10 protein-coding genes are annotated in these 15292 nt (G+C 65.9%); 4 read left to right on the plus strand and 6 right to left on the minus strand.

The genetic code is table 11. The annotated features are described in order from the left end of the window. Positions 1–17: 17 nt before the first annotated feature. Complete coding sequence (locus tag J0O65_RS22050; protein ID WP_215409326.1) at positions 18–1547, minus strand: XrtA system polysaccharide chain length determinant; 1530 nt, start codon at positions 1545–1547, stop codon at positions 18–20. 243 nt (positions 1548–1790) lie between these two features. On the opposite strand from J0O65_RS22050, the gene J0O65_RS22055 reads away from it, so the two are divergent. Both J0O65_RS22055 and J0O65_RS22060 read left to right on the plus strand, forming a co-directional pair. Beyond that, a complete protein-coding gene (locus J0O65_RS22055) occupies positions 1791–2414 on the plus strand; it encodes an XrtA/PEP-CTERM system exopolysaccharide export protein (RefSeq protein WP_215409327.1) in 624 nt (207 codons plus the stop codon). 200 nt (positions 2415–2614) lie between these two features. Further along, positions 2615–3361, plus strand: coding sequence for an N-acyl amino acid synthase FeeM domain-containing protein (locus tag J0O65_RS22060; RefSeq protein ID WP_215409328.1), 747 nt, complete (start codon positions 2615–2617; stop codon positions 3359–3361). Position 3362: 1 nt separating this feature from the next. Here J0O65_RS22060 and J0O65_RS22065 read toward each other — a convergent pair whose 3' ends face one another. Genes J0O65_RS22065 through prsT form a run of 3 tightly spaced genes read right to left on the minus strand, consistent with a single transcriptional unit; the run spans position 3363 to position 9406 of the window. Further along, on the minus strand, positions 3363–4127 hold the full coding sequence (locus J0O65_RS22065; protein WP_215409329.1) for a S1 family peptidase: 765 nt from the start codon (positions 4125–4127) through the stop codon (positions 3363–3365). Then, positions 4124–6619, minus strand: coding sequence for a hypothetical protein (locus J0O65_RS22070; RefSeq protein ID WP_215409330.1), 2496 nt, complete (start codon positions 6617–6619; stop codon positions 4124–4126). Before J0O65_RS22070 ends, J0O65_RS22065 begins: the two co-directional genes overlap by 4 nt. 3 nt (positions 6620–6622) lie before the next feature. Next, positions 6623–9406 (minus strand): XrtA/PEP-CTERM system TPR-repeat protein PrsT, encoded by a 2784-nt coding sequence (prsT, locus tag J0O65_RS22075; RefSeq protein ID WP_215409331.1) that lies wholly within the window; start codon positions 9404–9406, stop codon positions 6623–6625. Between the two features lie 219 nt (positions 9407–9625). Here prsT and J0O65_RS22080 point away from each other — a divergent pair, with 219 nt between their 5' ends. After that, on the plus strand, positions 9626–10930 hold the full coding sequence (locus J0O65_RS22080; RefSeq protein ID WP_215409431.1) for a nucleotide sugar dehydrogenase: 1305 nt from the start codon (positions 9626–9628) through the stop codon (positions 10928–10930). Next, the gene (locus tag J0O65_RS22085) at positions 10930–12159 is read left to right on the plus strand and encodes an SDR family oxidoreductase (protein WP_215409332.1); all 1230 of its coding nucleotides are present in this window, start codon (positions 10930–10932) and stop codon (positions 12157–12159) included. Before J0O65_RS22080 ends, J0O65_RS22085 begins: the two co-directional genes overlap by 1 nt. Before the next feature lie 368 nt (positions 12160–12527). Here the strand turns inward: J0O65_RS22085 and J0O65_RS22090 are convergent, their stop codons facing one another. Both J0O65_RS22090 and J0O65_RS22095 read right to left on the minus strand, forming a co-directional pair. Next, entirely contained in the window at positions 12528–14009 is a 1482-nt protein-coding gene (locus tag J0O65_RS22090; RefSeq protein ID WP_215409333.1) for a SpoVR family protein, read from the minus strand. Beyond that, positions 14006–15292, minus strand: a complete 1287-nt coding sequence (locus tag J0O65_RS22095; protein WP_251373897.1) for a DUF444 family protein — start codon at positions 15290–15292, stop codon at positions 14006–14008. Before J0O65_RS22095 ends, J0O65_RS22090 begins: the two co-directional genes overlap by 4 nt.

Consider the following 15292-nt stretch of genomic DNA (forward strand, 5'->3'; position numbering starts at 1 on the left):
CGCTCCCGTGGCGTGGTCTAGAATTTCAGCAGCGCGGCCGTCATGACCCCGCCGTACAGCACGAACAGGCTGCCCAGGCAGGCGCCGAAGGCGTAGCGGGCGCGGCGGCGGCGCACCTGCTGCAGCGCCGTCCAGTTCATCGATACCGTGCCCAGCACGTTCAAGCCCGTGGCGTCGCGCAGTTCGGCGGGACTGAGGAAGGTCGGGCGCACCTGGCTGATCAGCAGGGCCGTGGCGACGCCAGCCACCAGGGCCGCGCCCAGCGCCGCGGAAAACAGCAGCGGGCGGTTCGGGCCGACGGGCGCATATTGCACCGTGGGCGGGTCGATGATCTTGAAGGCCATCATCTCGGTGGTGGAACTGAGTTCGCCCGACAGCTTGGCCGCTTCGCGCCGGCCGATCAGCTTTTCATAGTTTTCCTTGTTGATGATGTAGTCGCGGTTGAGCTGCGCCAGCTGCGACTCCACCTCGGGCACGGCATTGCTCTGCGCCAGCAGGCGCTCGTTGCGCGCGTTGTATTCCTGCACGCGGGCCTTGATGGCGGCCACCTTGGCGTCCGCGTCCGTCAGCGCCACCTTCAGTTGCTGCAGCATGGGACTGTAGTTCTTGCCCGGGTCGCCGGACGCCGTTTTCAGCTTGCTTTCCTCGATCTTGCGTTCTTCCAGCTGGGCAATGAGGCGCTTCGAGGCGATGATATCGGGATGCAATTCCGTAAATTGCATGCGCAAGCTGTCGAGGTTCTTGTTGATCGACGCGATGCGCTCGTCGAGTTCGGGATTCGTGATGGCCGATGCGTTCGGTTCCAGGTCGAGCACGGGCTCGTCGCCCTCGATCTGGCTCTGGATGGCCTTGCGCGCCTGTTCCGCCTCGACCAGTTCCAGCTTGGCATTGTTCAGGCTATCGGACGCCATCTGCAGCTGGCTGCCATAGTCGATGCCCTGGCGCGGCAGCAGCAGCGTGTTGCGTATCTTGAATTCCTTCACCAGGTTTTCCGCCGCGCTCAGCTTGTCCTCGTAATTCTTGATCTGCTCGTCGATGAATTGCACCGCCTTCTGCGAATCGCCTTTCTTGCCCTGGAAGCTGCCTTCGACAAAGATCGTCAGCAGGCTTTGCACGACGTCGCGCACCAGCTTCGGGTCGCGTCCGCTGTAGCTGATGGTGTAGATGTCGTACGCGTTGGTGCCCGTGATCTTGATGCGGCTCATCAGGTCGTCCAGCTGGGCCTCGTGCTCGCGCACGGTCTTCGAGTCCAGGTCGAGGTCGACCATGCGCATGACGCGCTCCACGTTCGGACGGCTGAGCAGGGTGCGGCTCATGATGGCCACCTGCTGTTCCGTGTTCGGCACGCTGGTCATGCCGGCCATCAGCGGCTTGAGGATGGTTTGCGTATCGACAAAGACGCGCGCCGACGTCTGGAAGTCGTCGGGCAGGGTGATCACCTTGATGAAGCCGGCGATGGCCACCAGCCACGCCACCGCGACCGCATGCCAGCGGTACTTCCAGATGCCTTTCAGGCCGGAAAGCAGTTGCTGTATCAATACTTCCATGTCGCTTCCTTCATGGGACGGTGCTGCACGGTCGATGGACTGGCGACGGCGACTTGCAAGAAATGCTTGCCTGTTGAGTAAGCAAAGTATAGGGCGGCTGGGAGGCAAGATTTCCCAAGATGATTGCTTCTTGATACGCCTCAAGGTTCACTTGCCAGCTTTTAATAATCATTGGAAGTTCGCGGCCCAGGCTGGTTCTGCGGGGCCGGCCATGGATGCGCCATCGACTCGAAGAGGCTCCGCATGAATCCGTTTCGCCGTGCATTTGTCTGTCACGCGCTGGGCATGGCCTGTGCCGCCAGCCTGCTGGGCGCCTGCCGTTCGCCCCATCCGCTGGCACCGGCCGACGACAGCGCGCCCCTGCACGACTACCTGATCGGACCGGGCGACTCCGTCAACATCATCGTCTGGCGCAACCCGGAAGTGTCGCTGACGGTGGCCGTGCGGCCGGACGGCAAGATCACCACGCCGTTGGTGGAGGACCTGGAAGCGAGCGGCAAAACCTCGACCCAGCTGGCGCGCGACATCGAGCAAGCCTTGAGCAAGTTCATCCAGCAGCCCGTGGTGACGGTCATCGTCACCAATTTTTCGGGGCCGTATGGCGAGCAGATCCGCGTGATCGGCGAGGCGGCCAAGCCGCAGGCGCTGCCGTACCGGCTGGGCATGTCGCTGATGGACGTGCTCATCGCCGTGGGCGGCATCACCGATTTTGCGGCCGGCAACAAGGCCAGCATCATCCGCCTGCGCGAAGGCAAGCAGCAGCAGCTGCGCGTGCGCCTGGACGACCTGCTCAGGAATGGCGATATTTCCGCCAACGTCATGATGCGTCCGGGCGACGTGCTGCTGATACCAGAGAGCTTCTTTTAATAACTATCTCGGGAATGTCAAAACAGCACTTATATTTGTCATTTTGTACTTCCGGGCAAATTTAATAATGTAATTTTGCTATTAAATAGCATATTTCTTTTGTTTTTTTTGTCTGGCGTGGGAACTTCTCCAGTTTTTGTCTTGTCACAAGGCATTGGCTTCAGTCCGTCTCGACGGCTGCCGATGAACGTGAGGACAAGATGAGCTTTGACGATGAACCCATAATTTCCTTCGACACGCCGGGCAATTTCAGTGACCTGGTGGTGGGCGAGGGGCGGATCGACCCGGCCATGGAGCACGAACTCGACCTGCAGCGCTTTCATATCCGCATGGCCAATTCGCGTGGCCGGCGCGAAGCGGCCAGTTTGCTGATCCGCAAGATGTACGGCTGGCGCGGCTATGCCGTCGATCCCGGCATCGCGCATGCGCTGAATAAAATCACGCTGTTCGCGGAAACGGCCGGCACCACCGTCGGCACCATGACCCTGTGCCTCGACAATGACGAGACGGGCTTGCCTGCGGATGAGAATTTCCGCGACAAGCTCGACATCCTGCGCGCGGAGGGCCGGCGCCTGTGCGAACCGTCGCGCCTGGCCATCGACAAGGGCGTGAGCAAGCGCGTGTTCGCGGCGCTGATTCATATTTCTTATATCTACGCCCACAATATTCACGGCTTTACGGATTACGTGATCGAAGTCAACCCGCGCCACGTGGTGTTCTACAAGCGCATGCTGGGTTTCAAGGACTTCGGCGGCGAGCGAGAGTGCACGCGCGTGGGCGCGCCGGCCGTGTTGTTGCGGCTGGACCTCGATTACATGGGGGCCCAGATCCGCAAATACGGCGGCCTGATGGAACAGCATGGGGGTGAACGATCGTTTTACCCCTTTTTTTTTCCGACATGGGATGAGCCTGGTATTACCGACCGGCTGAGGCAGGGGCGCAACTGAATCATTTGTTTTTCATTAAGATTGCCTGCATGTAGCTGCCCGGAATGGCATACGTGATGCCGCTGGGCGCGCTGATGGCCGCCTCCTTGAGGCCCTTGACGTACACCATGTTGATGATGCCGTAGACGAGACCGGTCTCGGGATCGAACAAGGGGCTGCCGCTGCTGCCCGGATACGCCGTCGCGTCCAGCTGGAACACGGTGTATGGCGCTTTTTGCAGCTGCGCCAGGCGGCGGGCGTCGAGCCGTTGCGCGTTTTCGCTGGGCATGACCACTGGCGTCAGCGATGACACCGTGGCGCGGTGCGTGACGTGGTGCAAGCCGAGCAAGGTGCCCAGCGGAAAGCCCGTGAAAGCCATGGCCTGGCCTTCGCGCACCGTGGCCGCGTCGCCCAGCGCCAGGGCGGGCAGGGGCGCGCCCGTCAGGCGCAGCAGGGCCAGGTCGTGTTCCGCGTCCAGCGCCTGGACTTTGGCGGGGCGAAATTGCGCCACCTTGCCCTGGCCCGTGAGTATGCCGATGACTTCATTTGGATTGGCGTCGAGCAGTTTCTGGATCACATGGGCGCAGGTCAGCACGCTCAAGCCGTCGTCCGTCACGAACCCCGTGCCGATGAAGTTCATCGGCGGCGTGCGCGTCTTTTGCAGGCTGCCCACGCCGACGATGGACGGTTTCACGCGCGCGATGGTTTGCGCCAGCGGCGCATCGGCGCGGCACGGCGCGCTGGCCAGGGCCAGGCAGAACAGCAGGAGGGAAGACAGGGCTTTCATGGCGGCGCGCTTTCAAGGGATGGCGATGGCGGGGAGCGGGGCGGCTGGAGCAGCGCGCACAGCAGCATCAGGTAGCACAGCAGGGCGATGCGCGGCACGTCGAGCAGGCTGTCGAACAGGCCGACGACGAGAAAACCCAGCAGGGCGGCGGCGCAAGCCAGCGCGCCCGGGTCGCCGTGCGCGGCGCGGCGCAGCAGGCGCCGGCCGGCCAGGGTCAGCAAGGCCAGCATGGCGAGTGCGCCGCACCAGCCCGTTTCGATCAGCAGATGCAAGGCCAGGCTCTTGATATGCCACGGCAAGTGATGATGGTCGCTGCTGAAAAACCAGTAATTGTTGGCCTGCGTAAAGCGCCCGTTGGCGATCAGTTCCTCGCCGCCGGGCGCGCGCAGGCTCAGATTGTCGACTTCGACCACGGACGAGGTGGCCGTGCCGCTGGCCGCCAGCTCCAGCTGCACGGGCGGGCGCAGCAGCCAGGCGCCCGCGCCCAGCCGGGCGCTGTCGAACGGCACCTCGTAGTGTTGCCAAGCACCGGGCTGCGTACCGGCAGGCGGCGCGCGCAGGCGCAGCGGGACATCCACGCAATATTGCGCATACAACAATTGTCTTTGGCACAGGCGCACCTGCAGCACGGGCATGGGGCCGGTTCTGCGCGCGTCGAGCGCCAGGGTGTAGCGCGTGGCGGGGTGCACGCGCAGGCGTTGCAGCAGCCGCAGCAGCTCGCCATAGCCGGCGCTGTAGCCGGGACTGGCCAGGCGCACATAATAATTGCCAGGCTCGCCCCTTTCCTCTGCATAGGTGATGCTGGCCGGCACCTCGCGCCGGGGATTGTGCCAGTAATACGTGGCGGGAAAGCTGCCGCTACCCATGCCGAACAGGCGATTGCCCGCATCGGACGGCTGCATGGCCAGCGCTTGCCGCCAATGGCGCAAGCGGCCCTGCATATCGAAGGCCGTGGTGGCGAAACGTTCGGTGGCGTAATAGCTGGCCGAGACGGGGATTGCCAGCAGCAACAGGATGCCGGCCGCGCCCGCGATGCTCAGGCTGGCCCGGTCCAGCCGCCACAGCGGTGGACGCAAGCGTCCGTTGCACAGCATCAGCATGGCCAGCAGCACGACCAGGCCGGCCGGCAGCAAGGCCGGTGCTCCCGCCCAGTGCCAGACTATCCAGCCGAGATTGCATGCCAGCATGGTCCACGCCATCATCGCCAGGCCCAGCCTGGCCGGCCCTTTGTCGGCGCCGCCGCCCGGCCACAGGGGACGGGGCAGCAGCATGGCCGCCAGCAGCACGGCGGCCAGCAGGAACAGGAAGTACGGGCCTTTCAGCCAGCCGGCGGTCTGCTGGCCGGCAGGTTCCGGCCACCAGGCGGCGAGCAAACCCTGCAGGCACAGCGCGCACAGCAGGCTGGCCGGCGCCAGGCGCCACGGCAAGGGCCGCGCCGCCAGCACGAAGCTGGCTGCGAGCAGGACGACGGCGGCGAGCAAGCCCCGGTAGCCGGCCAGGCTGAACATGTATACGAGCAGCGCGGTGCCCAGGCCGGCCAGCAGCAGCCCTGGCAAGACCTTGCGCACGGGCCGCTGGCCGGGCGGACGTCGCGCCGTGCCGGGCGCCGCCCGCAAGACTTGCCACAAGGCCAGCGGCAGGGCCGCAGCCAGGGCCGCGTACAGCCCCCGTGAAAAGGTGGTCAAGGCCGCATGCAGGGCCAGGGCCAGCAGCAGCAAGGCCAGCGCCGCCTGCCAGCGGCTGCGCGCGCGCGCCAGCCACAGCGCCGCAAACGGCAAGCTCAGGGCCAGGTAGCCGTCCAGGGCGGCGCCGCCCGTGTGCATGGCGGAAAACGGCGCCGTGATGCGGTAGTCGCTGGAGAGATTGAGGAGGCCGGGAAACACGGCCCGTTCCCATAGGGCGAACAGGGACACCATGGCCAGTCCCGCCAGCATGCCCGGCAGCGCGTAGCGGCGCAAGGCGGGAGGATCCGCGTCGCGCAACAGCAACGGCAGCAGCAGCATGCTCCAGGCCCAGGCCTTGCCCAGCCGTAAACTGTTATACGGGCTCAGGTAGTTATCCCACGCATTCAGGCCCAGGGGCGCCAGCGGCAGGACGCCGCGCAGCAGCGCCGCCAGCCACGCCAGGCTGCACAGCAGCAGACAGGCGCGGGCGGCGGGCGAGAGCCGCGCCGCCGCCGGGCGGGCGGGGCCACCCAGGCGCCAGTAACCGCAGGCCACCGTCAGCAACAGCAGCACGTCGATTTCCTCGAGGAAGAACCAGCCCGTCCACGGCGCCAGGTCCAGCACGGGCAGCAGGGCGGGTACGCAGAACAGCCAGCAGGCGGGACGCCAGCACAGCAGCAGGAAGTAGGCGGGCAGCAGGGCGGCAAACAGCAGGCTGGGCCAGCCGTGGCCCAGCGGATACTGGCGCAGGGCCAGCAGGCAGGCCGCGCCCGCCAGCAGGGCCAGGGGCCGCGCCGCCAGGCCAGGCATGGCCGTTTGCACCGCCATGGCCTATAACTGGGTCAGCAAGGCTTGCGCCGCGGCCCGCTGCGGAAAGTCCTTGTTGGCAGCCAGCAGTTGTTCCAGCTGCTTGCGCGCGCCGCCCTTGTCGCCCGATTTCGCCAGCGCCGCGCCCAGGTGGTACTGCACTTCGGGCGACGTCGGCGCCAGCCCCGCCGCCTGGCGCAGCAGGGCCGTGGCGCGCTTGACGTCGCCTTGCTCCAGGGCGATCCAGCCCACGGTGTCGAGCACGGCGGGATTGCCGGGCGCCAGCTTGAGCGCCTGCTCGGCCGTGGCCAGCGCGCGCGGATCTTTTTCTTGCTGATATGCCCAGGCCAGGTCGTTCAAGGCCACCACGTTGCCCGCATCCTTGGCGACGACGTACTGGAAGTGCTCGATGGCGGCGCGGTATTGTTTCGCCGCCAGCCGTGTGCCCGCCAGGTAAGTGCGCGTCGACAAGTCTTCCGGATGCTCTTTCAGCCAGGCGGTCATGCGCGCATCGGCTTCGCGCTCCTGCCCCGACGCCTGCAAGGCGCGGTACAGCTGTACCTGCAAGGGGCCGATGGGGCTGATGCCGAAGGCCTGCTGGTACAGCTTGACGGCTTGCTGCGGCAGTTTTTGCTCCATCAGCACGTCACCCTCGAGCTTGTAGCCGGCCGCCAGCTTGGGCTGCTGTTCCTGCACTTGCCGCGCCACGGCCAGCGCCTCGCGCTGGCGATTCAGGTTCAGCAGCAGGGCCACTTCCACCACGCGCGCTTCGAGCAGGGACGGGTCAAGCGCTTGCGCCCGCTTGACGGCTTGCAGCGCATGGGCATGGTCGCCCAGCGCCAGGTGCAGGCTGGCGATGCGCATCTGCAAGGGGGCGGACGTGGTTTGCAGGCTGGCCAGCTTGGTGTAGCTGTCGAGCGCGGCCGAGGCCTGGCCGGCGCTGTATTCCACCTGGGCGCGCAGGGCCAGCGCATCGGTGTCGCCCGGATGGCCCGCCTGCAGGGTGCGCGCCAGTTCCAGCGCCTTGTCGGCCGCGCCCGTCTTCAGGTAAAAGTTACTCAGCAGCAGGGCTGGCGCGACGGCGTCGGGATTGTCGCGGTGGGCCCGCTCGAGCCAGCGCCGCGCCTCGTCGGTCTTGCCCTCTGACGCGGCCAGCTTGGCCAGGGCCGCGCACAGGTCGGCATTTTTCGGCGCCTTCGCCAACGCCCGCTCGAAGCGTTGCTTCGCCTGTTCCGGCTTTTTCTCGGCCAGGTCGATCTGCGCCAGGTTGTTCAAGGCCGGCAAATAGACGGGGTCCATGCTCAGGGCCTGCTCGAAGCTGGCGCGCGCGGCCGGCAAGTCGCGCAAGGCCAGGTAGACGCCGCCTTTCAGGTTCAGCAGCAAGGGATTCGTGCCTTTCTGCTGCTGTTCCATCATCTTGACGCTGGCCAGGGCCTTGTCGTTCTGCTTGTTGCGCAGCAAGGTCATCACCAGCATGGTGCCCGCTTGCGGCGTGCTCTTGTCGAGCATGTTGGCGCGTTCCAGTTCGCTGATGGCGCGGCCGTTCTCGCCCTGGCCCAGGCGGCTGATGCCCAGGGCCGCATGCAGCTTGGCCGTGTTCGGCGCCAGTGTGCTGGCCTTTTCGAAATATGCCGTCGCCTTGTCGTACTGGCGCGCGCGCAAGTGCGCTTCGCCGGCCAGCGACAGCAATTCCACGTCGTCGGGGAAGGCGGCCAGCACGGGCAGCAGCAAGTCGATGGCCGCATCGGTCTTGCCGCGCATCAATTCGATCGATGCCATCATCTTGACGGCATACAGATGTTTGGGATACACGGCCAGGAAGCGCCGCAGGTAGCTTTCCGCCAGCTGCGGCGAGCCGAGCGCCAGTTGCACGGCGCCGGCCAGCAGGATGGACGGCATGTGATCGGGCGCCGCCTTGAGCACCAGTTGCAAGCCTTGCAAGGCAGCCTTGTACTTGCCTTGGCGAAAATCGAGCAAGGCCTGGGCTTGCAGCAAGCCCAGGCTGTTGGGCGCCGTCTTGCGCGCCGTGGCCAGCTGGGCCGCCGCTTCCGCATAGCGGTTTTCCACGATGTCGAGGTTGGCCAGGTCGATGTGCGCCTGGGTATTGTCCGGTTTTATCTTGAGGATCTGCAGGTAGGCAAGCCGCGCCGCGCCGTTCTTGCCTTGCAGGCGCTGCAGGTCCCCTTGCAGGCGCAAGGCGTCGAGGTTGGCGGGCGCGCTTTTCAAGGCTTGCGCCAGCAGCAGCTCGGCCGCCGATATCTGCTGCTCCAGCGCCGCCAGGCGCGCCAGGCCCAGCAAGGCCTCGACCTGGTCGGGATGGGCTTCGAGCAGGCGCGCGTACAGGGCGCGCGCCTCGTCCTTGCGCTCCAGGGCCAGCAGGGCGTCGCCGCGCAGGACCAGCACGCTGGCGGGCAGCGCCGCATCGTCGGCGATCTCGGCTAGTACCTTGTCGAACTGGCCCAGCATCAGCCAGGCCTTGCCCAGCAATGGCATCACCTGCTGCTGCGCCAGGCCCAAGGACTTTGCCTTGCGCAGTTCTTTCTCGGCCGACAGCGCCTCGCCCGTGTCGATATAGATGCTGCCCAGCAGTAAGCGCGCGGCCGCGTTGTCCGGCTCTTTTTGCAGCAGGTTCTTCAGCTGGATGATGGCGGCGCGCGCTTCGCCTTTCTGCCGGTACTGCTGTGCGTCGGCCAGCAGGGTTTCGCTGCTCTGCGTGCCGTGGCAAGCCGTCAGCAGGGGCAGCAGCAGGGTGCAGCACAGCGCGGCGGCCGGCAGGCCGGGAAAAGGGCGGGGCAGGGAACGGGCCATGGAAGTCTCCGGTAGCGGCGTGCATGAGGGATCGGCATGGCCTAGCTTAAAAAGTTGGCCGCCGCTCTCCTTGATTGCGCTCAACAAGCCACCGATTGTCCGCGCGCATGCCGGCCGCCGCCCCGGGTTTCTTGTTCCCGCTCAAGAGTGGCCGGACCGTCGACCGTAGAATTTCCCGGACGGCGCTGTTCAGGCCGCAACCATTCGGAGCACATGCATATGGACAGCAAGGTGGATAGCAAGACGGGCGTGGTGGCCGTGGTGGGGCTCGGTTATGTGGGCTTGCAACTGGCCGTGGCGTTCGGCATGCGCCAGCGCACGATCGGCTTTGACTTGTCGGCCCGCAAGGTGGACAGTTACCGGCGCTACATCGATCCGACGGGTGAAGTCAGCCATGAACAGTTGCTGGCGGCGCAATGGCTGAGCGTTGGCTGCGATCCGGCCGAGCTGCAACTGGCCGATTTCATCGTCGTGGCCGTACCCACGCCCGTCGACAGCGCGCACAATCCCGATTTCTCGGCCCTGGCCGGCGCCAGCGCGGCCGTCGGCCGCCACATGCGGCGCGGCGCCATCGTCATCTATGAATCGACCGTGTATCCGGGCGCCACCGAAGAAATCTGCATCCCCATCCTGGAACAGCATTCGGGCCTGCGCTGGAAGGAAGACTTTCATGTGGGCTTTTCGCCCGAGCGCATCAATCCCGGCGACCGCGACCACACCCTGCACAGCATCCGCAAGGTGGTCTCGGGCGACGACGACGCCACCCTGGACCAGGTGGCCGCCCTGTACGAAGGCGTGGTCGAGGCCGGCGTGCACCGGGCCTCGAGCATCCGCGTGGCCGAGGCGGCCAAGGTGATCGAAAACACGCAGCGCGACCTGAACATCGCGCTGATGAACGAGCTGGCCATCATCTTCGACCGCATCGGCATCGACACCCTGGAAGTGCTGCAGGCGGCGGGCACGAAATGGAATTTCCTGCCATTCCGGCCCGGGCTGGTGGGCGGGCACTGCATCGGCGTCGACCCCTACTATCTGACGCACAAGGCGGAAATGCTGGGCTACCACCCGCACGTGATCCTGGCCGGGCGCCGCATCAATGACGGCATGGCCAAGTTCGTGGCGGAAAAGACCATCAAGGAAATGGTGCGTGCGGGCTTCAAATTGAAAGGGGCGCACGTGAACGTGCTGGGCCTGACCTTCAAGGAAAATTGTCCGGACCTGCGCAACTCGAAGGTGGTCGACATGATCCACGAACTGCAATCGTACGGCGTGCAGGTGCACGTGCACGATCCCGTCGCCGATGGCCGCGAAGCGCTGGAAGAATACGGTCTATCGCTGGAAAGCTGGGAACAGCTGCCGCGGGCCGAGGCCATCGTCAGCGCCGTCTCGCACCAGGCCCTGCTGGCCCGCCCGCTGGCCGATTTCCAGTCCAAGGTGCTGGAGAACGGCTGCTTCATCGACATCAAATCGCATTTCGATCCCCGTCCGCTCGAAGATGGCGGCTTGCACGTGTGGCGGCTGTGATGGCGGCCGATGCTCTCGATCCGGCGGCAGGCAGCGCGCCACGCGCCGCCGCTGGCGGTCCGGCTGCCGGCGCCTACGCGCTGGCCCGCGCGCAACTGGCGCAAGCGCCGCGGCGCTGGCTGGTGACGGGCGTGGCCGGCTTCATCGGTTCGCACCTGCTGGAAACCTTGCTGCAACTGGGCCAGGAAGTGCGCGGCCTGGACAATTTCATGACGGGCCACCGCCATAACCTGGACCTGGTGCGCGCCAGCGTGGGGGAGCAGGCGTGGCGGCGCTTCACCTTCATCGAAGGCGATATCCGCGACCCGCAGGCGTGCGCGCGCGCGTGCGGCGCTGCGGCACGCAGCGCCAGGGCCGGCGACGGCGAGGCCGGCGCTGGGGCAGACGGTGGGGCAGATGCGGCCGATGGTGGCAGCGGCATCGTGGCCGAACGCGGCCGTGCCGATCCGGACGGCCCCGCCGCCGTCGATTATGTGCTGCACCAGGCGGCGCTCGGTTCCGTCTCGCGTTCGCTGGAAGACCCGCTGCTGTGCCATGCCGTCAATGTCAGCGGCTTCCTGAACATGCTGGCCGCCGCCCGCGAGGCGGGCGTGCGGCGCTTCGTGTATGCGGCGTCCAGCGCCACGTATGGCGACCATGCGGCCTTGCCGAAAGTGGAACAGCACATCGGCGCGCCCCTGTCGCCGTACGCCCTGAGCAAATATGTCAATGAACTGTATGCGCAGGTATACGCGCGCTGCTACGCCATGCAGACGGTGGGGTTGCGCTACTTCAATGTCTTCGGTCCGCGCCAGGACCCGCTGGGCGCCTATGCGGCCGTCATTCCCCGCTGGATCGCCGCCATGCTGGACAACCAGCCCGTGCACATCCATGGCGACGGCGCCACCAGCCGCGACTTTTGCTTCGTGCACAATGCCGTGCAAGCCAATCTCCTGGCCGCCACCGGCACCGACCCGGCGGCCGTGAACCAGGTCTACAATGTGGCCGTCAACGCCCGCACCAGCCTGACGCAGCTGCACGCCACCATGGAGCAGATGCTGCTGGTCGTCCACCCGCAACACGAGCCGCAGGCGCCGCGGTACGGCGAGTTTCGCGCCGGCGACGTGCGCCATTCGCAGGCGGACATCGCCAAGGCGGCCCGCCTGCTCGGTTACATGCCCACGCACGACCTGGCGCAAGGCTTGCGGCACACCATCGCGTGGTATGTGGAGCAAGCGGGCCGGGCTTGAGAAATAAACGGGCGAGAAATATTCTGGTGAGAAGTAAATTGACAAGTAACAAGCTGACAAGTAATAAGCTGACAAGTAACAAGCTGACAAGTAACAAGCCGATAAGTAACAAGTTGATAAGAAATAAGCTGGCAAGACGTAAGCTGACCAGGCGTGCGGCATCTGCTGGCCGCAGCGTAGGTGGGTGCGCAGGGGCCCGCGCGGTATGCGTCCGATACCGGCCCCAGGCATATTTTTCTTGCCAGCTATGCCTACCCGATAAACAGATACGCATGGCACATACCCTATGCCATGATACCGGGCACACAGCTTCGATATCCGTCCGGGCGCCCGCCGCTTGGCGTTCAGCGGCGTTCTGCGTTCTGCGCTCAGTGTGGCGTGGGCGGCGTGGTTGGCGCGGGCGGCTCGGGTACACCGTCGGTCTTGCTGCGCAGAATACGGGGCGTGCCGCGAAAATCGCTCGTATGCAGGGTGACGGGGCGGCGCCAGACGCGGGCGATATACGCCAGCACCTGTTCGGCCCGCTCCAGGTCGAGGCCGCGTCCATCGCGCTGGTGATCATGGCGCAGCACCAGGCTGCCGTCGTCGTTGAGCAGGGTGACGGCGATGCACGGCGCGCCATAGTTGTACTTGGGCGCAAGGATGGCTTCGCGGATGGCCCGCAAGTCGCGGCTGGCCAGGCGCGTTTCACCGTCGCGGCGGCTTTCATGCACGAACAGGCCCAGGCGGTCAGCCAGTTCCCCGTCCAGATAGTTGCGAATAAAACTGCAGTCATCGTCGTCGCGGCAAATCTGGCGCGCCCGCGCCAGTCCTTCGCGCTCGATGATGTGTTCCCACATGCAAAAACCCAGGTGATAGGGGTTGACGGCCAGCGCCAGCTGGTGCTCGGTCGCGTAGGGGCGCACCACGTCCGAATGGGACTTGATGGCGGACAGGTACAGGGCCGGCGGCAGGAAGTTCGCTTCGCGCAGCAGCCGTGCATGCCAGTACGAGGCCCAGCCTTCGTTCATGATCTGGCAGGCGTACACGGGATAGAAGTAAAACGACTCTTCGCGCACGGCGAGGAAAATGTCGCGTTCCCAATCGGCCAGTTCCGGCCCGTGTTGCGCAATGAACCACAGCAAGTCGTACTCGGGCTGCGGCGGCACGAGCGGGCGCTGCGCCAGGCGTGCCCGTGCCGCGTCGTGCGCCGCCAGCGCGGCCGCTTCGCCGGGCAAGCGCCGGTAGCGCTGCGCAAATGGATCGTCCACGCTGGTACGGTCTTGCTGGCCGGCCACACCGGCTGGCTCGGATGGCGCGCCATAGGGCGGGCGGTGCAACTCGGCGTGGACGTCGACGTGCTGCTCCAGCGCCAGTGCCGCGTCGAGCACGGCTTCCACCTGTTCCTGCCCGTGGCGTTGCAGCGCCATTTCCAGGCGCTGCGCCCGCGCCGCGCTTTGTTCCAGGATGCGCTGGCCCGCCATGGCGCCAAACCGCAGGAACAGGGCGTTGCGGCTGGCAAAATCGGCGTGGCCCAGCACGTGGGCAGTGACGAGGGTGTTTTCTGCCACGGAATTGTGTTCGGCCATGTAGGCATGGCAAGGGTCGCCGGGAAACATGACTTCGAACATATGTGAGTTGCCCATCTTTTGATGCACGAGCTGGTGGATGTAGCGCACGCCGAACGACCAGTGGCGCATGCGCACGGGCAAGCCATAGATGGCGATCTCGGCCATGAAACTGTCCGGCACCAGCTCGAACTCGACCGGGGCAAATTCCAGTCCCAGTTGCCGCGCCAGTGCTTCGATGCGCGCCGCGTAGTTGCCAAGGTCGGCTGGCTTTGGCGCAGGCAGCGTGTCAGGGCGCGTCATGCCGTTTCCTCCGTATCGGCCGCCTCGTGCTGAAAAAAGGTGCGGATGGCTGCCCAGATATCGTCACTCTTGCTCAAGATGCTGCTATGCAAGGGCAAGCCCCGTCGTTCCTGTTCGGCAAACAAGCTGTGCATTTCCGTTTCCAGGCTGCGCGGCGCGCCCGGCACGGTTTCCACATAGCCCATATAGTTGAGCAGGGTGGCCAGCTCGCCCAGGGCCAGGCTGGCCGCCGCCCGGTCTTCGCTGAAATTCTCGCCATCGGAGGCATAGAACAGGTAGGCGTTGTAGCGGCCCGGCGCGTAGTGTTCCTGCAGCAGTTCGCGGCTCAGGCGAAAGGCGGTGGACGCCATGGTGCCGCCCATGCCACTGACCTGGAAGAACTCGGCCTCGGAAAATTCCCAGGCCCGTGTCGTATGGGCGATAAAGCGCGTCTCCACGCGTGCATACCTGCGGCGCAAGCCCTGCAAGGCAAAGAAAAAGAAGGATTTGGCCAGCTTGCGCTCGGCCTGCCCCATGCTGGCCGACACGTCCAGCACGAAAAACACGACGGCAATCGTGCTGGGCCGGGGCCGCGGCAGTATCTGGCGGTAACGCAAGTCATCATTGGTGAAGGGGACGGGCTGCGCTTGCAGGGCGCGCCGCTTGATCGCTTCCTTGACGGTGCGCCGCCGGTCCAGGCGCGAACGGGCGCCATGCCGGTCCAGGCCGCTACGCACGAGACTGATGTCATCGATCGCCCCATGGTGGCGCGGCTGCAGGTGCGGCAACTCGAAGGCGTCCCACAGCCAGTCGAGAATATCGTCGATGGGAAACTCCAGCAGCAGGCGCACCGTCCCCTCGCCATCGCCGCCATCGCCTTGCGTACCTGTCCCGCCCGCGGCGGCGGGGCGCGCCGCGCGCAGGATGTCGCCCGGCTGGCCGTCACCCTGGCCCGCACCCACGCTGTTGCGCGCCGGCGCCAGGCGGAAACGCGCATGCTCGAGCAGACGCAGGGGCACTTGCACCGTGCGCTGCTGCGGCCCGCCGATCAGGTCGGGCGCGGCGATCAGTTCGGGCAAGTGCGCCTGCACGGCGTCGCGCACTTTCTGGTTGTGGCGCAGCCAGTCGCGCGCGCCGCGCGAGAACAGCCCGTACCAGGGCCGGGCCATGGCCGGCGCCGCGCCCGCCCGCGTCGCCGCGCCGGCGGATTGCGCCGTGCTGGCCGCAGCCGCCGTGCCGGCGGGGCCGCCCCGCGCCGTAGCGCCATCGTGGTTGCCCTTGCCTGGCGTGGTCGTGGCGGACAT

The organism is Janthinobacterium sp. JC611, assembly GCF_018682595.1.
Lineage (GTDB): Bacteria > Pseudomonadota > Gammaproteobacteria > Burkholderiales > Burkholderiaceae_D > Janthinobacterium.